The organism is Amycolatopsis ponsaeliensis, assembly GCF_030182635.1.
GTDB classification, from domain to species: Bacteria; Actinomycetota; Actinomycetes; order Mycobacteriales; family Pseudonocardiaceae; genus Amycolatopsis; species Amycolatopsis ponsaeliensis.
This window is the reverse complement of record NZ_JAPZLD010000034.1, coordinates 48,681-75,439: the sequence shown is the minus strand read 5'-3', so window position 1 is coordinate 75,439 and position 26,759 is coordinate 48,681. Positions and strand designations below refer to the sequence as shown.

The 26,759-nt window shown below is 70.4% G+C and carries 25 protein-coding genes; 11 read left to right on the top strand and 14 right to left on the bottom strand.

What is annotated here, in order from left to right:
* Window positions 1-116: 116 nt before the first annotated feature.
* The 6 genes from pgl to tkt are packed head-to-tail and all read right to left on the bottom strand — an operon-like array spanning window position 117 to window position 8,268.
* A complete protein-coding gene (pgl, locus tag QQ657_RS38275; RefSeq protein ID WP_284747225.1) occupies window positions 117-896 on the bottom strand; it encodes a 6-phosphogluconolactonase in 780 nt (259 codons plus the stop codon).
* Entirely contained in the window at window positions 893-1,894 is a 1,002-nt protein-coding gene (gene opcA, locus QQ657_RS38270; RefSeq protein WP_284747224.1) for a glucose-6-phosphate dehydrogenase assembly protein OpcA, read from the bottom strand. The genes pgl and opcA overlap by 4 nt, the downstream gene beginning before the upstream one ends.
* Window positions 1,891-3,414 (bottom strand): glucose-6-phosphate dehydrogenase, encoded by a 1,524-nt coding sequence (gene zwf, locus QQ657_RS38265; protein ID WP_284747223.1) that lies wholly within the window; start codon window positions 3,412-3,414, stop codon window positions 1,891-1,893. The genes opcA and zwf overlap by 4 nt, the downstream gene beginning before the upstream one ends.
* Entirely contained in the window at window positions 3,411-5,033 is a 1,623-nt protein-coding gene (locus QQ657_RS38260) for a phosphoglucose isomerase-related protein (protein ID WP_284747222.1), read from the bottom strand. Before QQ657_RS38260 ends, zwf begins: the two co-directional genes overlap by 4 nt.
* Before the next feature lie 8 nt (window positions 5,034-5,041).
* Window positions 5,042-6,154 (bottom strand): transaldolase, encoded by a 1,113-nt coding sequence (gene tal / locus QQ657_RS38255; RefSeq protein WP_284747221.1) that lies wholly within the window; start codon window positions 6,152-6,154, stop codon window positions 5,042-5,044.
* Between the two features lie 14 nt (window positions 6,155-6,168).
* Entirely contained in the window at window positions 6,169-8,268 is a 2,100-nt protein-coding gene (gene tkt, locus QQ657_RS38250; protein ID WP_284747220.1) for a transketolase, read from the bottom strand.
* Window positions 8,269-8,561: 293 nt separating this feature from the next.
* Here tkt and QQ657_RS38245 point away from each other — a divergent pair, with 293 nt between their 5' ends.
* The 5 genes from QQ657_RS38245 to QQ657_RS38225 all read left to right on the top strand — a co-directional run bounded on the left by QQ657_RS38245 (window position 8,562) and on the right by QQ657_RS38225 (window position 13,527).
* Window positions 8,562-9,542, top strand: coding sequence for a heme o synthase (locus tag QQ657_RS38245; protein WP_284747219.1), 981 nt, complete (start codon window positions 8,562-8,564; stop codon window positions 9,540-9,542).
* A 41-nt stretch (window positions 9,543-9,583) separates the two neighbouring features.
* Window positions 9,584-10,030, top strand: a complete 447-nt coding sequence (locus QQ657_RS38240) for a hypothetical protein (protein ID WP_284747218.1) — start codon at window positions 9,584-9,586, stop codon at window positions 10,028-10,030.
* Window positions 10,027-10,644 (top strand): hypothetical protein, encoded by a 618-nt coding sequence (locus tag QQ657_RS38235; protein WP_284747217.1) that lies wholly within the window; start codon window positions 10,027-10,029, stop codon window positions 10,642-10,644. Before QQ657_RS38240 ends, QQ657_RS38235 begins: the two co-directional genes overlap by 4 nt.
* 62 nt (window positions 10,645-10,706) lie before the next feature.
* Complete coding sequence (locus QQ657_RS38230; protein WP_284747216.1) at window positions 10,707-12,950, top strand: HelD family protein; 2,244 nt, start codon at window positions 10,707-10,709, stop codon at window positions 12,948-12,950.
* A gap of 10 nt (window positions 12,951-12,960) precedes the next feature.
* Complete coding sequence (locus QQ657_RS38225; RefSeq protein ID WP_284747215.1) at window positions 12,961-13,527, top strand: FKBP-type peptidyl-prolyl cis-trans isomerase; 567 nt, start codon at window positions 12,961-12,963, stop codon at window positions 13,525-13,527.
* A 49-nt stretch (window positions 13,528-13,576) separates the two neighbouring features.
* Here the strand turns inward: QQ657_RS38225 and QQ657_RS38220 are convergent, their stop codons facing one another.
* Window positions 13,577-14,545: a quinone oxidoreductase family protein gene (locus tag QQ657_RS38220; RefSeq protein ID WP_284747214.1), complete on the bottom strand. Its 969-nt coding sequence runs from the start codon at window positions 14,543-14,545 to the stop codon at window positions 13,577-13,579.
* Between the two features lie 92 nt (window positions 14,546-14,637).
* On the opposite strand from QQ657_RS38220, the gene QQ657_RS38215 reads away from it, so the two are divergent.
* Window positions 14,638-14,937 (top strand): hypothetical protein, encoded by a 300-nt coding sequence (locus tag QQ657_RS38215; RefSeq protein WP_284747213.1) that lies wholly within the window; start codon window positions 14,638-14,640, stop codon window positions 14,935-14,937.
* Window positions 14,934-15,794 (top strand): ATP-grasp domain-containing protein, encoded by an 861-nt coding sequence (locus QQ657_RS38210; protein ID WP_284747212.1) that lies wholly within the window; start codon window positions 14,934-14,936, stop codon window positions 15,792-15,794. The genes QQ657_RS38215 and QQ657_RS38210 overlap by 4 nt, the downstream gene beginning before the upstream one ends.
* Here the strand turns inward: QQ657_RS38210 and QQ657_RS38205 are convergent, their stop codons facing one another.
* Window positions 15,795-15,980, bottom strand: coding sequence for a hypothetical protein (locus tag QQ657_RS38205; protein ID WP_284747211.1), 186 nt, complete (start codon window positions 15,978-15,980; stop codon window positions 15,795-15,797).
* A 165-nt stretch (window positions 15,981-16,145) separates the two neighbouring features.
* Between QQ657_RS38205 and QQ657_RS38200 the strand changes: the two genes are divergently transcribed.
* Window positions 16,146-17,375 carry a hypothetical protein gene (locus tag QQ657_RS38200; RefSeq protein WP_284747210.1) on the top strand — a complete coding sequence of 410 codons (1,230 nt, stop codon included), beginning with the start codon at window positions 16,146-16,148 and terminating at the stop codon, window positions 17,373-17,375.
* 148 nt (window positions 17,376-17,523) lie between these two features.
* Here QQ657_RS38200 and QQ657_RS38195 read toward each other — a convergent pair whose 3' ends face one another.
* From QQ657_RS38195 to mptB, 6 genes are all read right to left on the bottom strand, one after another.
* Window positions 17,524-18,441, bottom strand: coding sequence for an acyl-CoA desaturase (locus tag QQ657_RS38195; protein ID WP_284747209.1), 918 nt, complete (start codon window positions 18,439-18,441; stop codon window positions 17,524-17,526).
* 63 nt (window positions 18,442-18,504) lie between these two features.
* Window positions 18,505-19,464 (bottom strand): COX15/CtaA family protein, encoded by a 960-nt coding sequence (locus QQ657_RS38190; protein WP_284747208.1) that lies wholly within the window; start codon window positions 19,462-19,464, stop codon window positions 18,505-18,507.
* Window positions 19,465-19,547: 83 nt separating this feature from the next.
* On the bottom strand, window positions 19,548-19,742 hold the full coding sequence (locus QQ657_RS38185; protein ID WP_284747207.1) for a hypothetical protein: 195 nt from the start codon (window positions 19,740-19,742) through the stop codon (window positions 19,548-19,550).
* A gap of 95 nt (window positions 19,743-19,837) precedes the next feature.
* A complete protein-coding gene (locus QQ657_RS38180; RefSeq protein WP_284747206.1) occupies window positions 19,838-20,620 on the bottom strand; it encodes an ABC transporter permease in 783 nt (260 codons plus the stop codon).
* Window positions 20,617-21,543, bottom strand: coding sequence for an ABC transporter ATP-binding protein (locus QQ657_RS38175; RefSeq protein ID WP_284747205.1), 927 nt, complete (start codon window positions 21,541-21,543; stop codon window positions 20,617-20,619). The genes QQ657_RS38180 and QQ657_RS38175 overlap by 4 nt, the downstream gene beginning before the upstream one ends.
* Window positions 21,544-21,549: 6 nt before the next feature.
* On the bottom strand, window positions 21,550-23,175 hold the full coding sequence (mptB, locus tag QQ657_RS38170) for a polyprenol phosphomannose-dependent alpha 1,6 mannosyltransferase MptB (RefSeq protein WP_434056823.1): 1,626 nt from the start codon (window positions 23,173-23,175) through the stop codon (window positions 21,550-21,552).
* A gap of 127 nt (window positions 23,176-23,302) precedes the next feature.
* Between mptB and QQ657_RS38165 the strand changes: the two genes are divergently transcribed.
* Genes QQ657_RS38165 through sufD form a run of 3 tightly spaced genes read left to right on the top strand, consistent with a single transcriptional unit; the run spans window position 23,303 to window position 26,759 of the window.
* Complete coding sequence (locus QQ657_RS38165; protein ID WP_434056822.1) at window positions 23,303-24,139, top strand: helix-turn-helix transcriptional regulator; 837 nt, start codon at window positions 23,303-23,305, stop codon at window positions 24,137-24,139.
* Window positions 24,136-25,584, top strand: coding sequence for a Fe-S cluster assembly protein SufB (gene sufB / locus QQ657_RS38160; protein WP_284747204.1), 1,449 nt, complete (start codon window positions 24,136-24,138; stop codon window positions 25,582-25,584). Before QQ657_RS38165 ends, sufB begins: the two co-directional genes overlap by 4 nt.
* 2 nt (window positions 25,585-25,586) lie before the next feature.
* Window positions 25,587-26,759: a Fe-S cluster assembly protein SufD gene (gene sufD / locus QQ657_RS38155; protein ID WP_284747203.1), complete on the top strand. Its 1,173-nt coding sequence runs from the start codon at window positions 25,587-25,589 to the stop codon at window positions 26,757-26,759.

Sequence of the window (26,759 nt, the reverse complement as noted above, 5' to 3'; positions counted from 1 at the left end):
CGTGGCAAACCGCCTGAGCAGCCCCCGTTTTCCACGCTACCGGCAACCCCCGACAGTTCCGCCGGCCAAAGAGAAGGCCCCCTCAGTGCAAACCGAGGGGGCCTTCAGCAGACAACTCAAGCCGTAGGAGGCTGATACACCTTCGTCAGCTTCCCGGCAGCAGCACGATCGAGCAGCCACAACGTCCGCCGGTGCCCGCGAGCCCCGGCCACCGGCAACTGGACTTCACCAGCCCCGGCCAACGCCAAAGCCACGGCGTCAGCCTTCGCCGACCCGGCCGTCATCAACCAGACGTCCTGAGCCCGCCGGATGGCCGGCAGCGTCAGCGAAACCCGCGTCGACGGCGGCTTGGGGCAGTTGCGCACCGCCACCACCGACCGCTCGGTCTCGTAGACCGCCGGGGACTCCGGGAACACCGATGCCGTGTGACCCTCGCCGCCCAGGCCCAGCAGCATGATGTCGAACGACGGCACATCGCCGTGGTCCTCCGGGCCCGCCTGCGACGCCAGCACCGAAGCGTACGAAGCAGCCGCCGCATCGACGTCGTCGCCGAACTCGCCGTCCGACGGCGCCATCACGTGGATGCGCTTCGGATCCAACGGCACGTGATCCAGCAAAGCCTCGCGGGCCTGCTTCTCGTTCCGCTCGTCCGAATCCGCCGGGACGAACCGCTCGTCGCCCCAGTAGACGTCCAAGCGCGACCAGTCGATCGCGTCGCGGGCCGACGACGCCCGCAGCTCCGACAGCACCGCGATGCCCGTGCCGCCGCCGGTCAGCACCAGCGATGCCGACCCCTTGGCCGCCTGAACGTCCACCAGCCGCGTGACCAGCCTGGCGGCCGCCGCGGCCGCCAGGAGGTCCTGGTTCGCGTAGACGACTACTTCCGTCTTGCTCATTTCTTCGAACCGGAAGCGACTGCCGCGGCCGCCGGGGACGTGACGTCGGCCTTGGCCGGCGCCCCCGGCTTGCCGTTCGTGCCGGACGTGATCTTGCCCAGCCCGTGCAGCGACGTCTCGTACACCTCGTCCGGGTCGAGCCGCCGCAGCTCCTCGATCAGGCAGTCCTGGTTGTCACGACGCTGCAGCGCGATCCGCCGGGTCGGCTGGCCCGGCTGGGTCAGCGTGCCGACGCGCCCGTCCGGCCGGTGCAGCTCCACCGCGCCCGACCGGCGCTCCAGGGTCACCGAGATGATCCCGGCCGCGCCGGTGCTCTTGACCCGCTTCACGGGCACCTTGAGGTACTCCGCCAGCCAGCCGGCCAGCAGCTCGGTCGACGGCGAGTCGGCCTCGCCGGTCACCGTCGCGCCGGTGATCTTCTCGAACGGCGGCAGGTCCAGCGCCGACACGAGCTGCGCCCGCCAGCGGGTCAGCCGGGTCCACGCCAGGTCGGTGTCGCCGGCCGTGTACGCCTTCGCGCGCGTGGTCAGCGCCCGCACCGGGTTCTTCTCCGCGGCGGAGTCGGTGATGCGGCGCTGGGCCAGCTCGCCCAGCGGGTCGTTCGCCGGGTCCTTCGGCCCGGGCCCGGGCCACCAGCAGACGATCGGCGCGTCCGGCAGCAGCAGCGGCACCACCGCGCTCTGGCCCTGCGCGGCCAGCGGGCCGTAGAGCCGCAGCACGATGACCTCGCTCGCGCCGGCGTCGCCGCCGACCCGGATCTGGCCGTCGATCCGCGGCGCCGCGGTGCGCGCGCCCTTGGCCACCACGATCACCCGTGACGGGTGTTCGCGGCTCGCGCCGTTGGCCGCTTCGATGGCCTCTTCGAGGTTGGCGTCGTCGTCGGCCACGATCACCAGCGTCAGCACCCGCCCGAGCGCGACTTGCCCGCCCTGTTCGCGGATCTCCACCAGCTTCTTGTTCAGTGCCGAGGTCGTGGTGGACGGCAGGTCGATGATCACGGGCGCCTCCATTTCCGGCCGGTGCGCTCCAGCATTTCGTCGGCGGACGGCGGGCCCCAGGTGCCCGGCGGGTACTGCTCCGGCGAGCCTTCCTTGGCCCAGTGCTCCAGGATCGGGTCGAGGATCTTCCAGGAGAGCTCGACCTCTTCGTTGACCGGGAACAGCGACGGTTCGCCGAGCAGGACGTCGAGGATCAGGCGCTCGTAGGCCTCGGGGGAGGACTCGGTGAACGCGTGCCCGTACCCGAAGTCCATCGTGACGTCGCGGACCTCCATCGTGGTCCCCGGCACCTTCGAGCCGAACCGCAGCGTGATGCCCTCGTCCGGCTGCACCCGGATGACCAGGGCGTTCTGCCCCAGCTCCTCAGTTGACGTCGAGTCGAACGGCAGGTGCGGTGCCCGCTTGAACACGATGGCGATCTCGGTGACGCGGCGGCCGAGCCGCTTGCCGGTGCGCAGGTAGAACGGCACCCCGGCCCAGCGGCGGCTCTGCACCTCCAGGGTCACCGCGGCGTAGGTCTCGGTCTTCGAGTCCTTCGCGAAGCCCTCTTCCTGCAGCAGGCCGGGCACCTTCGTGCCGCCCTGCCAGCCGCCCGCGTACTGGCCGCGCGCGGTGGTCTTGTTCAGCGGCCCGATCGCGCTGGTGCCCGAGAGGACCTTGATCTTCTCCGCGCGCAGGGCCCGCGGGTCGAACGACAGCGGCTCCTCCATCGCGGTGAAGGCGAGCAGCTGCAGCAGGTGGTTCTGGATGACGTCGCGGGCGGCGCCGATGCCGTCGTAGTACCCCGCGCGGCCGCCGAGGCCGATGTCCTCGGCCATGGTGATCTGCACGTGGTCGACGTAGTTGGCGTTCCAGATCGGCTCGAACAGCTGGTTCGCGAAGCGCAGCGCCAGGATGTTCTGCACCGTCTCCTTGCCGAGGTAGTGGTCGATGCGGAACACCGACTCCTCGGGGAAGACGTCGTTGACGATCGCGTTCAGCTCTTCGGCGCTCTTGAGGTCGTGGCCGAAGGGCTTCTCGATGACCACGCGCCGCCACGTCTTCTCGTCGGCGTTCGCCAGCCCGGAACGGGCCAGCTGCTTGGTCACCACCGGGAACGCGCCGGGCGGGATCGACAGGTAGAACGCGGTGTTGCCGCCGGTGCCGCGTTCCTTGTCGAGGTCCTTGACCGTCTGCGCGAGCCGGTCGAAGGCGTCGTCGTCGTCGAAGGTGCCCTGCACGAACCGGATGCCTTCGGCGAGCCGGCTCCACACCGACTCCTTGAAGGGCGTCCGGGCGTGCTCCTTGACCGAGTCGTGCACGAGCTCGCCGAAGTCCTGGTGCTCCCAGTCACGCCGGGCGAACCCGACGAGCGAGAAGCCGGCGGGCAGCAGCCCGCGGTTGGCCAGGTCGTAGATGGCGGGCATCAGCTTCTTGCGGGCCAGGTCGCCGGTGACCCCGAAGATCACCAGGCTGGACGGCCCGGCGATGCGCGGGAGCCGCTTGTCCCGCGGATCGCGCAGCGGGTTGCTCCACGTCATGCGCCGACCTCCTGTACCGCGCGGACGACCGCCGCGAGCCCGGCGGCCCGGTCGGTCAGGTGCAGGCGCAGCACCGGACGGCCGTGCTCGGCGAGCACCTGCCCGTCGCCCAGGGCCTGGGCGTGCTGCAGCTGACCGAGCGTGTACGGCCGCTCCGGCACGTCGAGGTCGTGCTCGACGGCGCCGGTGAGCTGCAGGAACACGCCGTTCTGGTGCCCGCCCTTGTGGTACTGGCCGGTGGAGTGCAGGAACCGCGGGCCCCAGCCGAACGTCGTCTGCAGGCCGGTGCCCTTGGCGATCTCGCCGCGCAGCAGCTCGGTCGACGCGTCGTCGAGGCGGTCGAGGTAGGCCTGCACCGCGATGTAGCCCGCGTCCGGCGCCGAAGCGAAGAACGCGCGGAGCACGTCGGTCAGGCTGCCGTCCGTGGAAACCCCGTCGCTGCCGAAGATCTCGACCGGTCCGTCCACATTGGACGCCGTTTCGCCGCCCTTCAGCTTCTCCGGGTCGTCCAGCAGCGCGCGCGCCGCCTTCTTCGCGGTCTCGACGTCGGGCTGGTCGAACGGGTTGATCCCGAGCAGCCGGCCGGCCAGCGCTGTCGCGAACTCCCAGAGCAGGAGCTGCGCGCCGAGCGAGCCGGTGACGGCGATCTTCGCCGCGCCCTTCGGGGCGCCGACGGCGACCGCGGTGGCGTCGGACTTCGCGTCGGCGAAGCCGGGTGCCTCCGTGCCTTCGACCGCGACGGGCAGCAATCCGGTGCCCTGCTTGCCGGTCGACTCCGCGATCAGCTGCTCGGCCCAGTCCGGGAAGCCCTTGATGCCGGAACCGGAGTCGGCCAGCACGACCTTCTCCGCGCCCGCTTCGTGCGCGGCGGCCCACGCGGCGGCCAGCTTGACCGCCGGGTTGGCCGCGTCGTCGGCCGCGAGCTCCTCGGCCGCCGAGGCGGCCTGGTCGAGCAGCCGGGCGACGTCCGCGCCGGCGAGGCCGGCCGGGACGAGCCCGAACGCGGTCAGCGCCGAGTAGCGGCCGCCGACGTGCGGGTCGGCGAGGAAGGTCTTGCGGTAACCCTCCTTTTCGGACAGTTCCTGGAACGGCGAGCCCGGGTCGGTGACGACCACGATCCGCCGTGCCGCGTCGATCCCCGCGTCGGCGAAGGCCTTCGCGAAGATCCGCCGGTGGCTGTCGGTCTCGACGGTGCCGCCCGACTTCGACGACACCACGATCACCGTGCGCTCGAGGTCACCGGCCAGCGCGTCGGCGACCTGGCCGGGGTCGGTGGTGTCGAGCACGGTCAGCGCGACGCCGTCGGTTCCGGTGATCACCTCCGGCGCCAGCGACGAGCCGCCCATGCCGGCCAGCACGACGCGGTCGACGCCCTCGGAGCGCAGTTCGGTCCGCAGTGCCTCGATCTCGCCGATCAGCGGCCGGGACGACTTGTGCAGCGTCGTCCAGGACAGCCGGATCGACGCCTCGGACTCGGCTTCCGGTCCCCAGAGCGTGGCGTCCTGTGCCGCCAGCTTCGAAGCGGCCTGGTCGGCGACCAGCCGCTGCACCAGGGGCGCAGCGCGCTCCGCCAGTTCGGCGTCGACGATCTCGACGCCGGTCTTTTCCCCTGTCGTCATGTCGTGCTTCAGCCCTTCGCCTTTTCGAGCTGGCCGTTCACGGTCTCGAGCAGTTCCACCCAGGACTTCTCGAACTTCTCGACGCCTTCGTTCTCCAGCACCAGGAACACGTCGGTGATGTCGATGCCCACGGCCTCGAGCTGGTCGAAGACCGCCTGCGCTTCGGCGCCGCGCCCGGAAACCTGGTCACCCTTGAGGTCGGAGTGCTCGGCGACGGCGTCGAGGGTCTTCTCCGGCATCGTGTTGACAGTGTTCTTCACGACGAGGTCGTCGACGTAGAGGGTGGGGGAGTAGTCCGGGTTCTTGACCCCGGTCGACGCCCACAGCGGACGCTGCGCGTTCGCGCCGTCGGCCGCGAGGGCCTTCCAGCGGTCCGTGGCGGACAGCTCTTCGAAGGCCGCGTAGGCGAGCCGGGCGTTGGCGACGGCGGCCTTGCCGCGCAGGGCCTTGGCCTCGTCCGTGCCGATCGCGTCGAGCCGCTTGTCGATCTCGGTGTCCACCCGGGACACGAAGAAGGACGCCACCGAGTGGATGCCGCGCAGGTCGTGGCCGTTGGCCTTCGCCTGCTCCAGGCCGGCGAAGTAGGCCTCGATGACTTTCTTGTACCGCTCGACGGAGAAGATCAGCGTGACGTTGACGCTGATGCCCTCGGCGAGCGTGCGGGTGATCGCCGGCAGGCCCTCTTCGGTGGCCGGGATCTTGATCAGCGTGTTCGGCCGGTCGACGGTCTTCCACAGGTCCTGGGCCTCGGCGACCGTGCGGTCGGTGTCCTTGGCCAGGCGCGGGTCGACCTCGATCGAGACACGGCCGTCGACGCCGTTCGAGGCGGTGTAGACGTCGCGGAACAGGTCCGCGGCGTTGCGCACGTCGGTCGTCGTCAGGTCCCGGATGGTCGCCTCGACGTCGGCGCCCTGGGCGGCGAGCTCCTTCGTCCGCTCGTCGTAGGCGTCACCCTTGGACATCGCGTTGGCGAAGATCGTCGGGTTGGTCGTCACGCCGACGACGTGCTTGTCGCGGACCAGAGCCGCGAGGTTGCCGGTGTTCAGGCGTTCGCGCGAGAGGTCGTCCAGCCAGATCGATACACCGGCCTCGGACAGCGCCGCGAGCTTGTCGTTGCTCATTACTGTCATCCCCTTCAGTTCTTGGTGTTGGCGATCGAGCGGCGGGCCGCGTCGACGACTGCTTCCGTGGTGAAACCGAACTCACGGAACAGTGTGGCGGCATCGGCGGAGGCGCCGAAGTGCTCGATCGAAACGTTCACCCCGGCGTCACCGGTGAAGCGGTGCCACGACTGGGCGATGCCCGCCTCGACGGACACACGGGCCTTCACACCGGCCGGGATGACGGATTCGCGGTAGGCCGCGTCCTGCGCGTCGAACCACTCGACGCACGGCATCGAGACGACGCGCGCCTGGACGCCGTCGGCCTCGAGGACCTTCTTCGCCTCGACGGCGAGCTGGACTTCGGAACCGGTGCCGATCAGCACGACGTCCGGAGTGCCGTCGGAGTCCGCCAGGACGTAACCGCCCTTGGCGACGCCCTCGGCGCTGGTGCCCTCGAGCACCGGCACGTTCTGGCGGGTGAGCGCCAGGCCGGACGGGTGGTGGATGTCCTCCAGCACGGCCTTCCACGCGTAGGCGGTCTCGTTGGCGTCCGCCGGGCGGACGACGTTGAGGCCCGGGATCGCGCGCAGCGCGGAAAGCTGCTCGATCGGCTGGTGCGTCGGCCCGTCCTCGCCGAGGCCGATCGAGTCGTGCGTCCACACGTAGGTGACCGGCGCCTTCATCAGCGCGGCCAGCCGGACCGGCGGGCGCATGTAGTCGGAGAAGATGAGGAACGTCGCGCCGTACGGGCGGGTACCGCCGTGCAGCGCGATCCCGTTGAGGATCGAGCCCATGGCGTGCTCGCGGATGCCGAAGTGCAGCGTCCGGCCGTACGGGTTGGCCTGCCACATGTCGGTGGCGGCCTTCTCGGGACCGAACGAGTCGGCGCCCTTCATCGTGGTGTTGTTGCTCTCGGCCAGGTCGGCCGAGCCGCCCCACAGCTCCGGCAGCGGGTCGGCGAGGGCGTTGAGCACCTCACCGGAGGCCTTGCGGGTCGCGACGCCCTTGGCGTCCGGCTCCCACTTCGGCAGGTTGTCGGCGAAGCCCTCGGGCAGCGTGCGGGTGGCCATCCGGTCGCCGATCTTCTTGCGCTCCGGGTTCGCGGCGCCCCACGCCTCGTACTTGTCCTGCCATTCGGCGTGGGCGGCCTTGCCGCGCTCGAGCGCCTGGCGGGTGTGCTTCAGCACGTCGTCCTCGACCTGGAACGACTGCTCCGGGTCGAAGCCGAGGATCTTCTTGACGGCGGCGACCTCTTCGCCGCCCAGCGCGGCGCCGTGCGCCTTGCCGGTGCCCATCTTCTTCGGCGCCGGGTAACCGATGACGGTCCGCACCGCGATGAAGGACGGGCGGCCGGTCTCGGCCTTCGCGTTCTTGATGGCCTCTTCGATCGCGACGACGTCTTCGCCGCCCTCGACGACCTGGGTGTGCCACCCGTAGGCCTCGTAGCGCGCGACCGTGTCCTCCGAGAGGGCGATGTTCGTGTCGTCCTCGATGGAGATCTTGTTGTCGTCCCAGAAGACGATCAGGTTCCCCAGCTCCTGGCGGCCCGCGATGGACGAGGCCTCGGAGGTGACGCCCTCTTCGATGTCACCGTCGGAAGCGACGGCGTAGATGAAGTGGTCGAAGATGCTCTCGCCGGGAGCGGTGTCCGGGTCGAGCAGGCCGCGCTCGCGGCGGGCGGCCATCGCCATGCCCACGGCGTTCGCCAGACCCTGCCCCAGCGGGCCGGTGGTGGTCTCGACGCCGTCGGTGTGCCGGTACTCCGGGTGACCCGGGGTCTTCGAGCCCCACTTGCGCAGCTGCTTGAGGTCCTCGAGCTCGAGGCCGTAGCCGGCGAGGAACAGCTGGATGTAGAGCGTCAGGCTGCTGTGCCCGGCCGACAGCACGAACCGGTCGCGGCCCGGCCAGTTCTGGTCGTTCGGGTCGTGACGCAGCGTGCGCTGGAAGAGCGTGTAGGCCAGCGGCGCCAGGCTCATCGCGGTACCGGGGTGGCCGCTGCCACAGTTCTCGACCGCGTCCGCGGCGAGTACCCGGACGGTGTCCACGGCGCGGGTGTCGGTGTCGGTCCAGTCGGCGGGCACGTTGCGCCGGAGGAGTGGGTTGTTCTCGCTGGTAGGGGCGGTATCGGACACTGAACTCCAACTCCCGGTCATGATGGTTGCGGCTGGTCTTCCTCGTTCCGGTTACCCGTGCGCGGGGTCATCTATCTCAATCGATCCCGAAGGGACGATATTCCTGCTCGCGACCCTGCGCAGGGGCAATCGCGGCCCGACCCGGCCAGCCTAGTGCTTGGACCCGTTCCAGACCCGCGATCACCCACGGGATTCACCACGTCTAACATCGTTCGAGGGTTCAGCCCGGCGGTTTTCAGCGGCACCACACGCCTCCGGCACCGGGCCCGCCCGAACCTGACGCAGGGAGTGAAATGTCGTTGGTGAACGCTGCGCACGGACGCAGTGACGACACCAGCGCGGTGCACCCGACCGGTGATCGACCGCACGGTGACCGGCGAAGCATCCGCCGGGTCGTCGGCGCCTACGCCGCGCTGGCGAAGCCGCGGGTGATCGAGCTCCTGCTGGTGACCACGATCCCGGCGATGTTCCTCGCCGGCCGTCAGATCCCCTCGCCGTGGCTGGTCCTGGCCACGCTGGTCGGCGGGACGATGGCCGCGGGCAGCGCGAACGCGCTCAACTGCGTGATCGACGCGGACATCGACAAGGTGATGAACCGCACGAAGCGCCGCCCGCTGGTGAAGGACTCGGTGCCCCGCCGTGGCGCGCTGATCTTCGGCTTGGTGATGGGCGTCGCCTCGGCCGTGGTGCTCTATTTCACGGTCAACATGCTGTCGGCGATCCTCGCGGTCGCGACGATCCTCTTCTACATCTTCGTCTACACGCTCGGCCTCAAGCGGCGCACGTCGCAGAACGTGGTCTGGGGCGGCGCGGCGGGCTGCATGCCGGTCGTCATCGGCTGGGCCGCGGTCACCGGCACCGTGCAGTGGCCGGCGTTCGTGATGTTCGGCGTCATCTTCTTCTGGACGCCGCCGCACACGTGGGCGCTGGGCATGAAGTATCGCGACGACTACGAGCGCGCGGGCGTCCCGATGCTGCCGGTGGTGGCCACCGCCCAGCACGTCGCCCGCCAGATCGTCATCTACTCGTGGGTGATGGTGGCGTGGACGCTGCTGCTGCTCCCGGTGACGTCCTGGCTGTACGGCACGTTCGCCATCCTGGCGGGCGGCTGGTTCCTCTTCTACGCGCACAGCCTGCAGGCCGCGGTGCGGCGCGGTGAAGAGACGAAGCCGATGGCGCTGTTCCACCGGTCCAACACGTACCTGATGATCGTGTTCGTGGCGCTGGCGGTCGACTCGGCGATCGGCTTGCCGACCCTCGGTCTCCCGTTCTGAGCCCGGCGGACTTCTTCGCCGGCGTCATCGAGTCGGGCACCGTGCTCGGGGCCGACCACACGTGGTCACCCGAGCGGGTGGCCGAACTGCTCGGCGACGACTACGGCGACAACCCGTCGAAGCACTTCCTGGCGCGCGACCACGGCTTGGTCGAGTTCTTCTGGCAGCGTTCCGGTCCCGGGCAGCCGTGGGCCGGGACGCACTTCTCGGTCCAGGCACACCGGCTCCGTACCCCCGGTCCCGAGGTCGTCGGCCCGGTCCTGAGCGAGCGCTACGGCGTTTTCCCCGCTTCGGTCGCCTTCGCCGACGTCGCCGCGCTGCTCGACGCACGCGGGGTGCCGCTGGCCGAGGTGCCGTACCCGGCCGACCCGGACGAGATGCGCACGTACTGGCAGCCGGGCTCGGGGACCGGGGTCTACGTGGTGGCGGGGTCCTACTACGGGACCGCCGGCGATGTGTACAAGGTGATCAGCCCGGACCGGCCGTGATGCCGCGCCTGGGCAAGGACCGGGTGCTGGTGGTGCTGGCGGCCGTCGTGGTCCTCGGCCTGCTGGCGTTCCTCGGTCGCGGAAAGGTGTCGCTCGACACGAACGCGCTCCTCGGCAGCGGCTGCGCCATTCCCGCCCGGATCACGGCACTGCCGGGTACCGCACCGGACGGCGGTGTGGTGCGGGTCGCCGAACAGGGGCCGGGCGCCGCTGTGCTGGAGAACACGAGCGCGTTGGCCGCCTACCGCGTCGTGGTGACGTCCGGTTCGCGGTCCGTCGAGGTGCCGCTGCTCACTCCCGGACAGCGGGCCGGCGTCGCACTGGACCGGCCCACACCGGGCCCGGCGGTCTGGCTGGCGCCCGAGGCCCTGGGCGGCTTCACCCCGGTGACCGCGACAGTCGTCCCGGGCGCCGTCCGCTACCACTCGGCGAACTGCCGCGCGCTGACCAGCCGCGGAGCCGCGGTGCTCCACCGCGACGCGGCCGGCCGTATCACGGGCGGCGAGCAGCTGCCGGCGGCGAGCGTGTCGTGCGCGGTGGGGGAGAAGGAGCTGCCGGCCACCCTCGCTCCCGGCAGCGAGGTCTCCCCGTACTGCGACCTCGCGCCGGAATGATCGCGCCGCGTGCGCCGTTAAACTTGGCTGGCTCTTTTCCTTGAGGCGAAAGCAGGATCCTCTTGTCCGTGTCCTCGGACGGCTTCACCGCCGAGCTCGCCCGCGAGCAGGCCTACGTCACCACCCTCTACGCGAAGCTCGACGCCGAACGCGCCGAGGCCCAGCGGCGCCTCGACGAGACCCTCCGCCAGACCGGCGGCACCCCGCAGGCCCGCACCGAACGCGACGTCGCCACCACCCTCTACACCGACCGGCTCGCCCAGCTCGGCTCCGTCGAGCAGGGGCTGGCCTTCGGGCGGCTCGACTTCGTCCCCGCCGCCGCCGAGGAGACCACCTACATCGGCCGGCTCGGGCTGTTCGACGAAGACGACGATTACCGGCCGCTGCTCGTCGACTGGCGGGCGCCCGTCGCGCGGCCCTTCTACCTCGCCACCGCCGCGTCACCCGAAGGGGTGCGGCGACGCCGGCACCTGCGGTCGCTGACCCGCAAGGTCACCGGCTTCGACGACGAGATCCTCGACCTCACCGCCGCCGACCAGGGCCAGGACCTCGGGCTGGCCGGCGAGGCCGCGCTGCTCGCCGCGCTCGAACAGCGGCGCACCGGTGAGATGAGCGACATCGTCGCCACCATCCAGGCCGAGCAGGACCGCATCATCCGCGCGCCGCTCGGCGGCGTCATGGTCGTGCAGGGCGGCCCGGGCACGGGCAAGACCGCCGTTGCGCTGCACCGCGCGGCCTACCTGCTCTACACGCACCGCCAGCAGCTCACCACGCGCGGCGTGCTCGTCGTCGGGCCGAACAGCACGTTCCTGCGCTACATCGGCCAGGTGCTGCCGTCGCTCGGCGAGACCGGTGTGCTGCTCGCCACGATCGGGCAGCTCTACCCGGGCCTGGACGCCGTCGGCGTCGAGCCGCGCGAGACCACCGAGGTGAAGGGCCGGCTGGTGCTGGCCGAGGTGCTCGCCAACGCCGTCCGCGACCGCCAGCGCGTGCCCGAACCCGTCCTGGAGATCGAATACGAGCACGACGTCCTCAAGCTCGACCGCAAGACGTGCACCGACGCCCGGACCCGCGCCCGCCGCTCGCGGCGCCCGCACAACCCGGCGCGGCGCCTGTTCGTCTCCGACGTCCTCGACGCGCTGACCCGCCAGGCCGCCCGGAAGCTGGGGGAGGACCTCCTCGACGGGCAGGACCTGGCCGACATCCGGGCCGAGCTGGCCGCGGACGAGAACATCGCGGCGGCCCTGAACTCGCTGTGGCCCGTGCTGACCCCGGAAGGCGTGCTCGACGACCTGTTCGCCGACCGCGAACGGCTCTCCAGCGCCGCCCGGAAGCTGCTGTCCGAGGAGGACCGCGCGCTGCTCGAGAGCGGCCGCGACGCGAAGTGGACACCGGCCGACGTGCCGCTGCTCGACGAGCTGGCCGAGCTGATCGGCGTCGACGACACCGAGGCCCGCGTCGAACGCAAACGCCGTGAGCGCGAGGACCGCGCGTACGCCGAGGGCGTGCTCGACATCCTCGAGCAGGACGAGGAGATCATCGACGAAGAGCTGCTGCGCGTCTCCGACGTCCTCGACGCCGAGCTGTTCGCCGAGCGCCAGGTGGAGCGCAGCGAGCTGACCGCCGCCCAGCGCGCCGCGCAGGACCGGACCTGGACGTTCGGGCACGTGATCGTCGACGAGGCCCAGGAGCTCTCGGCGATGGACTGGCGGCTGCTCATGCGGCGGTCGCCGAACCGGTCGATGACGCTGGTCGGGGACGTCGCGCAGACCGGCGCGGCCGGCGGCGCGCGGTCGTGGGACGAGGCGCTCTCGCCGTACGTCGCGGACCGGTGGCGGCTCGAGCAGCTGACCGTGAACTACCGCACGCCCGCGGAGATCATGGCGGTCGCGGCCCGGGTGCTCGCCGAGGTCGACCCGGCGTTGTCGGCGCCGTCTTCGGTGCGGGAGACCGGGGTGCCGCCGTGGTCGGCGCGGCCGGCGTCGCTCGCCACTGAGCTGCCCGGGCTGGTGGCGCGCGAGCTGTCCGAAGTGGACGGTGGCACGGTGGCGGTCCTGGTGCCCGCGCACCGGTTCGACGAGGTGTCGTCGTGGCTTTCCGAGCACGACGAGCGGCTGAGCGTGCTGACCGTCGAGCGGGCGAAGGGCCTGGAGTTCGACTCGGTGGTGCTGGTCGCGCCGGACGAGGTCGTGGCGGGCTCGCCGCGCGGGCTCAACGACCTGTACGTGGCCCTGACGCGCGCTACGCGGCGGCTCGGCGTGGTCGCCACGGGTGACGACGTCCCGGCACTCTCCGTGCTTGGCTAGGGTGCCCGGCATGCAGAAGATCGGGAAGATCGTGGTCGTCGCCGCGGCGGCGCTGTCGCTGGCCGCGTGCGGCCAGGACGCCAAACCCCAGACGGCCGCCCCGGCGGGCCCGCCCGTCCCGTCGTCCGGCGCCGCCCAGGCGACCCAGAGCAAGGGCCGCGAGTGCACCGCGGACGACATCAAGACGACGGGGAAGTTCGGCGAGGTGCCGACGATCACCATCCCCGACGACTGCGACCCGCCGAAGAAGCTGATCACCAAGGACCTGTCCGAGGGCACCGGCACCGGCGCCAAGGCGGGGCAGAAGCTGAAGATGAACTACCTGCTCGTGACGTGGTCGGACAAGCAGAAGCTGGACAGCTCGTTCGACCGCGGCGAGACGTTCGACCTGAACCTCGGTGCGGGCGAGGTCATCCCGGGCTGGGACAAGGGCCTGGAGGGCATCAAGCAGGGCGGCCGCCGCCTGCTGATCATCCCGCCGGACCTCGCGTACGGCGAGGGCGGCCAGGGCATCAAGCCGAACGAGACGCTGGTCTTCGTCACCGACGCCGTTTCGGTCCCGACCGACAAGGGCTGAGTCCCGGCTTCGGGAAGGCCGCCTTTCGCGAGGTGGCCTTCCCGGGCGGTCAGGGGATGAGCAGGAGCTTGCCGGTCGTGCGGCGGGCCTGCAGGTCTTCGTGGGCCTTGCGGGCGTCGGCCAGCGGGTACTTGCCGCCGATGCGGACGGTGAGGTCGCCGGCGAGGACCGCGTCGAACAGCTCCTTGGACCGCCAGTCGATCTCCTCGCGGGAGCGCGTGTAGTGCGCCGACGTCGGGCGGGTCAGGTAGAGCGAGCCGCCGGAGTTGAGGCGCTGCGGGTCGATCGGCGGGACCGGGCCGCTGGACGCGCCGAACAGCGCCAGCAGGCCGCGGATCTTGAGACTGGCGAGGCTGCCGTCGACGGTGTCCTTGCCGACGCCGTCGTACACGACGTCGACGCCGTTGCCGCCGGTCAGCTCGCGGGTGATCTTCGCGAAGTCGTCACGGTCGTAGCGGATCACCTCGTCGGCGCCGGCTTCGCGGGCGAGCTTCTCCTTCTCCTCGGTCGACACGGTGCCGATCACACGGGCGCCGCGCGCCTTCGCCAGCTGCACCAGCAGCAGGCCGACGCCGCCCGCGGCCGCGTGCACCAGCACGTCGTGGCCGGGCTTGACCTCGAACGTCGACGCGACGAGGTAGTGCGCCGTCATGCCCTGGAGCATGGTCGCGGCGGCGGTCTCCAGCGAGACACCTTCGGGTACCTTCACGGCGATCGACGCAGGGAGGACCTTGCGCGCCGCGTAGCTGCCGAGGGAGCCCTGCCAGGCGACGCGGTCGCCGGCCTCGAACCCGGTCCCGGGGGCGGCTTCGACGACCGTCCCGGCACCCTCGAGGCCGAGCACGAACGGCAGGTCGATCGGGTAGATGCCCTGGCGCTGGTAGGTGTCGATGTAGTTGACGCCGGCCGCGGCGACGTCGACCAGCAGTTCGCCGGCCTCGGGTCCGCGGACGTCCACTTCGGCCGCTTCGAGCACTTCCGGGCCGCCGGTCTTCGTCACCTGCACTGCGGTGGGCATGCGTCCTCCTCGGGTCGGGTTCTCCCAGGCACAACTATGGCCGACGCCACGCTGTTCCGCGTTCCGGCGGCCGGTTGGCTATCGTGCGGGACGTGGAAACTTCCGAAGAGACGGTGGCCCCTTCATCCGCCCAGCTGACGGCGGCGCGCAAGTTCGTGAAGGCGCACGGCAAGCCGTCCCGCGCGGTGGTGGAGAACATCGGCCGGGCAGGCGCCCGCGTGGTGCTGGTCGGAGCCGACGGCGCTCTCGGCGACGTGGTGGTGCCGTCGGTGGCGACGGGCGAGGCGCTGGTCGAGGCGGTCGAGGACCTCTCACCGGCAACGTGGGACGCGGAGACGGTCAAGCAGACGAAGATCGGCCCGGAGCACCGCCGCAAGATGGCGGGCCGGTGAACCGCACGGCGATCCTGGTCGGCTGCGCGGAGCTGCCTTCGGGCGACGGCGACGACGACGCTCTGGTGCCGGCTTTGTCTTCGCTGGGCTTCTCGGTCTCCTGGGCGGCGTGGGACTCGGGGGCTGCGTTCGAGGACGCGGACGCGGTGATCCTGCGCGCGACGTGGGACTACGCGGCCCGACGCCCGGAGTTCCTCGCGTGGTGCGAGTCGGTGCCGGCGTTGTACAACCCCTTTGGTGTCGTTCGCTGGAACACGGACAAGTCGTACCTGGTCGAGCTGCTCGACGCGGGTGTGGCGGTGGTCCCGACGGTCTTGGCCGCACCGGGCGACACGGCTCGGTTCCCGTCGTCGGACTACGTGGTGAAGCCCTCGGTGGGAGCGGGTTCCCGCGGCGCGGCCCGGTTCGCTGCCGGCGCCGACGCTTCCGCGCACGTGGCGGCCTTGCACGCCGAGGGCCACACGGCGCTGATCCAGCCTTACCAGTCCAGTGTGGACACTTCCGGTGAGCTGGCTTTGGTTTACATCGGCGGGTTCTATTCGCACGCGTTTTCGAAAGCCGCGATGCTGGGGTCCACGATGGACTCATCGGGGTTGTACCTGTCGGAGAAACTGGCACCGGCTTCGCCGCCGCCCGACGCGGTGGCGTTGGCGGAGGACGTCCTCGACGCGGCTTCGGCGTTGCTGGGGATCTTGCGGGCGGAGTTGCTGTACGCGCGCGTGGACGTGGTGCGTGGTGCGGACGGGAAGCCGTTGCTGCTGGAGCTGGAGCTGACGGAGCCGTCGCTGGGCTTCCGCCAGACGGACACGTCGGCGGCGCTGCGCTTCGCCTCGGCGGTGCGGCAGCAGTTGGCGTAGTCATTTGGCGGCTCGCTGCACTGCGGCGAGCACGAGAGCCACAACCGCGCCGATGACGGTCACGGCGATCGAGCTGGTGATCAGATAGAGCCCGCCGATTCCGGTCAGACCGGCCTTGATCAATTTACGCAGGTCCTGGGAATCATCCTGGTGAGCCGAAGTCCGGCTGCGCTTTCCGTTGCCCACTGTACTACCCCTCTCTATGGTGTACTAGTACGCCTGCGTTCAGGGTGCCTGGTGGGAGTGGGGACCGGAAATGATCTTTGGTGGTGCGGAGATGTTTCTGCTTGTCGGGCTTTCTCGCGCGTTTTCGCCCTTTGTCAGCGGTCTTTCCGGCGCGGAGGGGGCGCGGTGACGGCGCAGCTGAACCGGGAACGCATCGACGAATCGCCCGAGAAGGCCGCGCTGGGATCGCTGGCCAGGCGCCGGGACGGAGATCCGCTCGGCGCCCTCCGGCGCGCGGCCGAATCGTCGTCAAGCGGGTCCGGCACCTTGCTCGGTTGCCTCGTCGACCCGACTGCATCGGTGCCGGCGGCCACCCCGGAACTGCGCGCGTGGGCGATCTGGGGACTCATCGTCGACGAGATCGGAAAGCTGGGTTCGGTGGTGGAACCGCGCGAGCATTTCGTCTTGCTGGCCGCGTTCCGGCTGCCGCCGGTGCCGGACGGCAGCGCGAGCTGGGCGGCGAACCTCGGTGATCGATTCGGTCAGCTGGCCGAGGTCCGCGGCCTGTTCGGTGAACGGAAACCGCTGTCGAACACGCCGATGAACAAAGCCTGGGCCGGCGCGCTCGGAATGCTCGGCGCCGCGGTGACGTGCAAGCTGAATCACCTCGAGGGCGAAGACTGGCTGCCTTACGTGGACATCGGGCGCTCGGCGATGACGGGAACGCCTCCCGGCGAGGGAGGTGCTGAGGGGTTTCGCGCGCCGTCCGAGGGGGCACAGCCGGTGTTCGTCGAGCGGATGGTCGTCACTGTCGTGATGCACCGGCGAACGGCGTTGCGACGCCTCACCGAGCGGGACGTGGTCGCCCGCAAGGACGGTCTCGACGGCTACGACGTCTACGCGGAGGCCGGCTGGACCGGGAACCTCGTCGAACTTCCCGTCAAGGCCCTGTGGAACTGTCGGCTCGCCGCCACGCCCGGTGAGCAGTCCGTCGATCCCGTCCTGGTCAGGCTGCGTTTCCGGCGAAAGCTGCGAAGGGACGAGTCCTACAGCTTCGTCTCCGAGGCGGTCGACGGGAGCCTGGACGAAGAGCGCAGGTGGATCAGCGTCAAGGTGGATCACCACGGCGTGGCGAAGGGCGGGCTGACGATCCGCGTGAACTTCGATGAAGAGTGCCTGCCCGAGGCCTGCTGGTGGTACGCGGAGCAGTTGGAGGTCGAACGGCTGCGCCGTCCGCCGGGGGGTGATCCGCGCCTGCTCGACGTTGGCGACGGGTTCGTTCAGCACACCTTCGAGGAGTGCTGCCACCCACGTGAGGAGTACGGGATCGCTTTCCGGTGGCCGAAAGGTGAAAACAAAGCCACATCGCGCCAACGTGGCTTTATTCCCTTCCCTGAGAGAGCTGGCCGGCACTAGGCCGGGTCAGTTGCCGGTGTTGCCGCCGCCTTCGCCGCCACCAGCGCGCTCATGGTGCTGCACGCGCTCTCTCCCTCTATACGTACTCGCCGGACGCAGACTACGGTCTGCGAGAGCAGTTTACCTTGTGTCAACAGTGGGGTGAGATTCAGGCCCGCTTCGCAGCCAGCCGGTCCGCCCGCGGCCACCGGACATCGGTCGCCCAGCCCAACTGCTCAAAAGTCCGGATCACCCGAGCCGAGATATCCACCTGCCCCCGCAGCACCCCATGCCGCGCGCAAGTCGGATCCGCGTGGTGCGAGTTGTGCCACGACTCACCCATCGAAAGCACCGCCAGCGGCCAAAAGTTAGCCGCCTTGTCGCGTGAAGCGAACGGCCTCTCCCCGATCAGGTGACAAATCGAGTTCACCGACCACGACACATGGTGCAGGAAAGCGATCCGCACCAGGCCAGCCCAGAAGAAAGCCGTCACGACACCCCACCAGGACCACGAAAGCAACCCGCCCAGCGCGGCCGGCAGAGCCAGACTCAAAGTGATCCACAGCCAGAAGTACCGGTTCACCACCCGCAGATCCCCGTCGGCCACCAGATCCGGGGCGAACCGATCAGCGTTGGTCACCTCGCGGGAGAACATCCACCCCATGTGAGCGTGCCAAAAGCCCCGCAGCAACGCCGACGGCGACGTCCCGAACAGCCACGGCGAATGCGGGTCACCCTCCCGGTCCGCGAACGCGTGGTGACGCCGGTGGCTCGCCACCCAGAAGATCACCGAACCCTGGACCGCCATGCTGCCCGCGATGGCCAGCATCACCCGCAGGGGCCGGGACGCCTTGAACGCGCCGTGGGTGAAGTAGCGGTGGAAACCCACCGTCACGCCGAGCGTCGCGAACACGTAGAACCCCGCCGCCAGTGCCAGGTCGATCCATGTCATGCCCCAGCCCCACACCAGCGGGACCGCTACCAGGAGCGCCGCGAACGGCACCAAGAGGAACGTCTTCAGCACGAGCATCTCGCCCGTGCCACGGCGGTGGGAGATCAGCGGCTTGGGGGCGGCGCGCGAGGTCATGGCGCGAACAGTAACCCACGGGCGAAACGGGCACGCCGACGCCGAGTTAAGGCCGCGTTGCCGTCAGGCGGCCGCGAGTTCCCGCGGTGCCGCCTCCAGCGACGTCACCGGGCCGCGGTCGCGGCTGCCCGTCCACAGCGTCGCCGTCGCGACGATCACCGCCATCGCGCCGAGGACGTGGAACGACACCATCGCCTCCGGCACGCCCAGCACGTACTGCAGCGAGCCGAGACCGCCCTGCGCGAGCGCGATCACCCAGACCCAGATGTAGCGCTGCCACAGGCTCTTCGGCGCGCCGGCGCGCAGCAGCTGCAGGCCGAACACCGCGAGCAGGAGCATGTACAGCACCAGCAGTCCGCCGTGGACCTGGGCGAGGGTCTCCACCGAGACGGCCAGGCGGTGCGTGTTGATGTCGCCGCTGTGCGGGCCGGCGCCGGTCACCGTGGTGCCCGCCGCGAGCACCAGCCACATCACGACGGCCAGCGCGACCAGGACCGAGCGGCCGGGCACCAGCGGGCGCGCGGGTTCGTCGCCTTCGCGGAACGCGCGCAGCAGGAGGACCGCGAGCCAGACGAGGGGAGTGGTGGCGAGGAAGTGGATCGCGACCGTCCACCACTCGAGTTTGGCGAGCACGGTCATCCCGCCGACGACGGCCTGCAGCACGACGCCGCCGGGCATCGTCCAGGCCAGCTTGACCAGGCGGGTGCGGCCCGGGTGGTCGATCTGCACGCGCCACGCCGTGAGGACGGCGATCGCGGCGACGGCGATGACGACGCCGGTGAGCATCCGGTTGCTGAACTCGATCCACTGGTTGAGCGCGTGGATGCCCGGGTGGTTCACCGGCACCAGGCTGCCGGCGACGCACTGCGGCCAGGTCGGGCAGCCGAGGCCCGAGCCGGTGACGCGCACGATGGAGCCGGTGACGCCGATCAGCGCCTGCGCGAGGACCGCGGCGATCCCGACGGCCCGCTGCACGGTGGCGGAGGGATACGGCAGGCGGGCGACGAGGCTGGTGAACGGCACCCATCGATGGTAGAGCGCCGGGAAACGCGGCTTTCGGCAGGTCCCGGCGCCCAGAACGACGTGCCGGGCGCAAGGGACCTAGGTCACTCGGTTTTCTTGCCCTTCTTCTGGAAGAGGCCGGACGACTGGGCGAAGACGGCACCGAATCCCACCACGGCGATAGGGACGGTCCTGATCCAGAAGGCCCCCGCGTCGAGCGACACGAGCAGGGCCACCAGTCCGATCGCGACGACGAGCAGGAGCAGCATGATCAGGGCGACGCGCGTCTTCGAAACCATGGAACTACCCCTCGGGAGATCGAGCCCGGACCGGGAGACCATCTCAGGGGCGGCGCGGTTCGGTGAGGTGAGTTCTACCCCGTCCCGCAGGGCATTCAGGTGAGCTTCGTCGTGCGGGAAGCGAGAGCGCCCGCGAGGACCGCCCACACCGCCAGCACCGCTAGCGGCCCGGGAGCGAACGCGCCGTCGACCAGAGCGGACCGCATTCCCTCGGCCAGCGCTCCCGACGGCAGCAGTTCCACCACGCGGGCCAGCCCCGACGGCAACGACGACGGCGCCAGCAGGATGCCGCCCGCCAGGAGCAGCACGAACCAGACGATGTTCGCCAGCGCCAGCACGGCTTCCGCGCGCAGCGCCCCACCCAGCAGCACGCCCAGCGCGCCGAAGGCCAACGTGCCCAGCACCAGCAGCAACACGGCCGAAGCCAGGCCCGAGAACGAAGGTGACCACCCCAGGAACGCCGCCACCACGCCGATGATCACCGACTGCAGGACGACCACCACCAGCGCCGCGATGAGCCGCCCGGCCACCAGCAGCCACCGCGGCAACGCCGTCGCCGAAAGGCGCTTCAGCACCCCGTAACGCCGGTCGAAGCCCAGCGCGATCGCCTGGCCCGTGAACGCCGACGACATCACCGCCAGCGCCAGGATGCGGGGCGTGATCCAGTCCACTTTGGACGTCGAACCCAGCTGGGACGCGGGCAGGATGTCCAGCAGCGACAACCCGATCAGCAGCGCCAAGGGAATGAGCAGCGTCAGCAGCACCTGCTCGCCGTGGCGCAGGGTCAAGCTCGCCTCGACCCGCGCGTGCGTCCGCAGCATGCGGCCCAGGGATCCGCGCCCCGGGGCCGGGGTGAACGTGCCAGGAGCGAAAGTCATGCCCGCAGCTCCCGTCCGGTCAGCTCCAGGAAGACCTCTTCGAGCGTGCGCTTGCCGACCTGCAGCTCCTCCGGCAGCACGCCCTGCTGCGCGCACCACGCCGTGACCGTCGACACGACCTGCGGGTCGACCGAGCCCACCACGACGTACGTGCCAGGCGCCGCCTCGCGCACCGTGTAACCCTCCGGCAGCGCCGCGGTCAACAGCTCCGTGTCCAGCCGCGTTCGTGCCTTGAACCGTAGGCCCGCGGTGCCGGTCTCGTCGACCGTCAACGACTGCGGTGCTCCGGAGACGACGACCTTGCCGTGGTCCATGATCACCACGGTGTCGGCCAGCGCTTCGGCCTCCTCCATCAGATGCGTGGTCAGCAGCACCGAGACGCCGTCGCGGCGCAGCGCGCCCAGCAGGTCCCACACCAGCCGCCGGGCCTGCGGGTCCATGCCCGCGGTCGGCTCGTCGAGGAACACCAGCTCCGGCCGCCCGATCAGCGCGCACGCCAGCGAAAGCCGTTGCTGCTGCCCGCCGGAAAGGCGCTTGAACGGCGTCCGCCGCACCGACGCCAGCCCGAGGATGTCCAGCAGCCAGGCCGGATCCAGCGGGGAGGCCGCGCAGGACGCCACCAGCCCGAGCATCTCGTCGGCGCGGACGCCGGGGTAGGCACCGCCGCCCTGGGGCATGATCCCGACGCGGGGGCGCAGCGCGGCCGACTCGCGCACGGGGTCGAGGCCGAGCACGCGCACCGTGCCCGCGTCAGGCTTCAGGAAGCCTTCGCAGATCTCGACGGTGGTAGTCTTGCCGGCCCCGTTCGGGCCGAGCAGGGCGAGCAGGCTGCCGCGCTCCATCCGCAGGTCGAGACCGTCGACCGCGCGGGTGGAGCCGTAGCTTTTCACCAGCCCGGTGATCTCGACGGCGGGGGCACTCACATCGGGTCACGATACGGCGTCGGCCCGCGCGGGCACCCGCGGGGACGGCCTGGAGAGCAGGACGGGGGCGAGCCGCCGCACGATCAGCATCCCGCCGCCGCACACGACGATCGCCGCGACGTAGGCGAACGGGAGCACGTACGGGCGGCCGTCGAAGGTGCTGCCGGTGGGCGGCAGGAGGAACGGCAGGGCGGCGGACAGCACCGCCGCGGCCACCCGGAACCGGGACGTCCCGGCCGCGGCGGCCAGCGGGATCACCGCCCACAGCACGTACCAGGGCTGCAGGTTGATCTGCAGGATCATCACCGCGCCGAGGGAGACGCCGAGGCCGATGATCGGCCGGTAGCGCCACTTGAAGCTGTCCCACAGGAACTTGACCGTGATGGCGACGGCGACGAGGTAGCCGAGCGCGCCGAGGATGGGCACCAGGCCGTTGGTGTGGTTGCCGAGCCCGAGCGCGATGCCCAGGACGCCGGAGAGGTTGGCGAGCTCGGCGGTGGGGGAGATCCAGGAGCGGACCAGGCCCGGGGTGTCGAACGTCGCGCCGACCCAGCCGAAGCCGAGGCCGGTGCCGAAGCAGACGGCGACCAGCACCAGCCCGAACCACAGCGCCATCGGGGCCCCGGCGACGAAGAGGTCCTTGAGCCGGCCGTGCCAGCGCCGCGCGACCATCACGGCGAAGAACGGCAAGGCGAACAGGGCGGGCAGCTTCACCGCGACGCCCAAGGTGATGATCGCCACCCCGAGCCCGATGTAGAGCAGCTCGCCGCGCGCCAGTGGTGGTGGCGTGTCGCCCTTCACCCGGATCGGCAGCCGCCGGATGCCGACCTCCAGCCCGGCGAGCATCAGGCCGATGGCGAGCGCGTCGTTGTGGGCGCCGGCGATGAAGTGGAAGATCAGCAGCGGGTTGAGGGCGCCGAGCCACAGCGCGGTCGCGGGCTGGACGCCGAAGCGGCGGGCGAGCCGGGGCAGCGCCCAGACGATGAGGACCACGCCGGCCAGGGCGAGCACGCGCTGCAGGAGCACGCCGACGGCGATGCTGTTGCCGGACAGCGGCGCGAGCCAGCCGCCGAGGCGCAGCACCAGGGGCCCGTACGGCGCCGGCGTCTCGCGCCACATGTTCGACACGCCCATGGTGAACGGGTCGGCGACGCCGAGGGCCTGCGCCGGGCCGAGGACGTAGGGGTCCATGCCGCGGTGCACGATCTCGCTCTGCGCGAGGTAGCTGTAGACGTCGCGGGAGAACAGCGGCGGGATGACCAGCAGCGGCAGCACCCACAGCGCGATCGTGCGCGCGAGCTGGCCCTGCGACGCGAGCCGGGCGCGGTCGGGCCGGGCGAACTTCCCGAGCATCAGCCAGCTGAGCACGAGGATGCCCATCCCGGAGATCGCGATGGCCAGCGACACCGTCGGGATCCGGGTGAACAGCCGCAGCACCGGGATCTCCTGCACCGGGTTGATCACCGGGGCGGCGCCGGCGCCGAGGGAGCCGAGGGCGAGGAAGAGCGACCCGATCGTGCCGAAGCGGCGGACGACGTTCAGCCCGCGTTGCTCGTCGGCTTCGAGGGGGAGGGGCTCGTGGGGCCGGACGGGCGAAAGCGTCACGGGATGGGCGTGCTCGGTCTCGAGCACGGTCCCTTGCTGGTCCTGTTCACCCTCTGCCACGGGTGCAGGGTATCGCCGCCCCCACGGAGTGAGTCGGGTCACTGCCGAAGACCCCGCCTTTGCCGACCGGCGGGAAATAAGACACACTTGTGTTGTGAAAAAGACGGAGGCGGGTGACCAGGCAGGCGGCGACATGTCCCGCGCCGGGGTCAACGCTGTCCCGTCGCAGGTCAGCGCCGAGGGCAAGACCCGCAGCGAGGTCGCCCGGCTGCTCCTGGAACAGGGTCCCATGACCGCCGTCGTGGTCGCCGAGCAGCTCGGGATCAGCCCGGCGGCCGTCCGCCGGCACCTGGACGCGCTTCTCGCGGATGGCGAAGCCGAGACGCGGGACGCGCCGCGCCGCGGACCCCGGGGCCGGGGCCGTCCGGCCAAGCTCTTCCTGCTGACCGAGGCGGGCCGCGCCCGGTTCGGGCACGCCTACGACGACCTGGCCGTCTCCGCCATCCGCTTCCTGGCCGAGCACGCCGGTGAAGACGCCGTGCGCGCGTTCGCCGAGCAGCGCATCGAGAAGCTCGTCGGGCCGCACCGCTCCGCGATCACCGGATCGAGTGATCCGGCGACGCGCGCGGAGGCCCTGGCGACCGCCCTGACCAGGGAGGGCTACGCTGCGTCGACCCGTCAGGTCGGTGCACTGAACTCTCAAAAAGAAGCACCCGGCCTTGGGCAGAACGTCGGCGCTCAGCTCTGCCAGCACCATTGTCCGGTCGCCCACGTGGCCGCGGAGTTCCCGCAGCTGTGCGAGGCCGAGACGGAGGCGTTCGCCGAGCTGCTGGGCACCCACGTCCAGCGGCTGGCGACCATCGCGCGCGGTGACTCCGCGTGCACCACCCACGTACCCGCCACGGCGGGTCCGCCGGCCCATCCCGAGCCGGTCAGAACGGTGCCCTCAGGGCGCACAGCACGGATCCCGAATGGAGGGAAACCCGCATGACTGCCGCTGCCGAGCAGCGCACTCCCACCACCGCGCCACTGAGCCAGGAAGAGACCATCGAGTCCCTTGGCAAGTACGCGTTCGGCTGGGCCGACTCCGACGAAGCGGGCGCCAGCGCCCGTCGCGGGCTGAACGAGGATGTCGTCACCGATATCTCCGGGAAGAAGTCCGAACCGGAGTGGATGCGCGAAGCGCGACTGAAGGCGCTCAAGCTCTTCGAGAAGAAGCCGATGCCCAACTGGGGCGCCGACCTCTCCGGGATCGACTTCGAGAACATCAAGTACTTCGTGCGCTCCAGCGAGAAGCAGGCCACGAGCTGGGAAGAGCTGCCCGAGGACATCAAGAACACGTACGACAGGCTCGGCATCCCCGAGGCGGAGAAGCAGCGCCTCGTCGCCGGTGTCGCGGCCCAGTACGAGTCCGAGGTCGTCTACCACTCGATCCGCGAGGACCTCGAGAAGCAGGGCGTCCTGTTCCTGGACACGGACACCGCGCTCAAGACGCACCCGGAGCTGTTCGAGGAGTACTTCGGCTCGGTCATCCCGGCCGGCGACAACAAGTTCTCCGCGCTGAACACGGCGGTGTGGTCCGGCGGCTCGTTCATCTACGTGCCCAAGGGCGTCAAGGTGGACATCCCGCTGCAGGCCTACTTCCGGATCAACACCGAGAACATGGGCCAGTTCGAGCGCACCCTGATCATCGTCGACGAAGACGCCTACGTGCACTACGTCGAGGGTTGCACGGCGCCGATCTACCAGTCCGACTCGCTGCACTCGGCGGTCGTGGAGATCATCGTCAAGAAGGGCGCCCGCTGCCGCTACACGACCATCCAGAACTGGTCGAACAACGTCTACAACCTGGTCACCAAGCGCGCCAAGTGCGAAGAAGGCGCGACCATGGAATGGATCGACGGCAACATCGGTTCCAAGGTGACCATGAAGTACCCGTCGGTCTTCCTCATGGGCGAGCACGCCAAGGGTGAGGTCCTCTCGGTCGCGTTCGCGGGCGAAGGCCAGCACCAGGACGCGGGCGCCAAGATGGAGCACCTCGCGCCGTACACCTCCTCGACGATCGTGTCGAAGTCGGTGGCGCGCGGCGGCGGCCGCACCTCGTACCGCGGCCTGGTCCGCGTGGCGAAGCGGGCGCACCACTCGCGCTCCAGCGTCGTCTGTGACGCCCTGCTGGTCGACACGATCTCGCGCTCGGACACCTACCCGTACGTGGACATCCGCAACGACGAGGTGTCCATGGGCCACGAGGCCACGGTGTCCAAGGTCAGCGAAGAGCAGCTGTTCTACCTGATGTCGCGCGGTCTCGACGAGGCCGAAGCGATGGCGATGATCGTGCGCGGGTTCGTCGAGCCCATCGCGCGTGAGCTGCCGATGGAGTACGCGCTCGAGCTGAACCGCCTGATCGAGCTCCAGATGGAAGGGTCCGTCGGCTAGTCATGTCGGTTACCGAGAACAACGTTTCCGAAGCTCTTCGCGAGGGGGCCGTCATTCCGGCGGCCTCCCGCGCGGAGCGCTTCACCTCCTACGACGTCGAGGCCTTCGAGGTCCCGGGCGGCCGTGAGGAGAACTGGCGCTTCACGCCGATGAAGCGGCTGCGCGGCCTGCACGACGGCAGCGCGCCCGCCACCGGCGAGATCACGCTGGAAGCCGACGCCGCCCCCGAACTCACCATCGAGACCGTCGGCCGCGACGACTCGCGCCTCGGCCAGGCCGGCGTGCCGAGCGACCGCATCGCCGCGCAGGCCTACTCCTCGTTCACCAAGGCCACCGTCGTGACGGTGCCCAAGGAGACGAAGGCGTCCAAGCCGTCCGTGCTGCGCATCCACGGCCCGGGTGTGGACAAGGTCGCCTACGGGCACCTGCAGGTCCGCGCCGAGGCGTTCGCCGAGGCCGTCGTCGTGCTCGACCACGTCGGCTCCGGCACCTACGCCGACAACGTCGAGTTCGTCATCGGCGACGGCGCCAAGGTCACCGTGGTCAGCGTCCAGGACTGGGCCGACGACGCGGTGCACGTCTCCGAGCAGCACCTGAAGCTGGGCCGCGACGCCGCGCTGCGGCACACCGTGATCACCCTCGGCGGTGACCTGGTCCGCGTCTCGCCGACGGCGACCTTCGCCGACAAGGGCGGCGACGTCGACATGCTCGGCGTCTACTTCGCCGACGGCGGGCAGCACCAGGAGCACCGCCTCTTCGTCGACCACGCGGTGCCCAACTGCAAGTCGCGGGTGGGCTACAAGGGCGCGCTGCAGGGCGAGGGCGCGCACACGGTCTGGATCGGCGACGTGCTGATCCGCGCCGCGGCCGAGGCCACCGACACCTACGAGTTCAACCGCAACCTGGTGCTCACGCCGGGCGCCCGCGCGGACTCCGTGCCGAACCTGGAGATCGAGACCGGCGAGATCGAAGGCGCCGGCCACGCGAGCGCGACGGGAAGGTTCGACGACGAGCAGTTGTTCTACCTCCAGTCGCGCGGGATCGCCGAAGAAGCCGCTCGACGCTTGGTCGTGCGCGGGTTCTTCCACGAGATCCTGGTGAAGATCGACGTCCCCGAGGTGCGGGAGCGCCTCGAAGCCGCGATCGAGGCCGAGCTCGAAGCCGTTGGCGCCTGA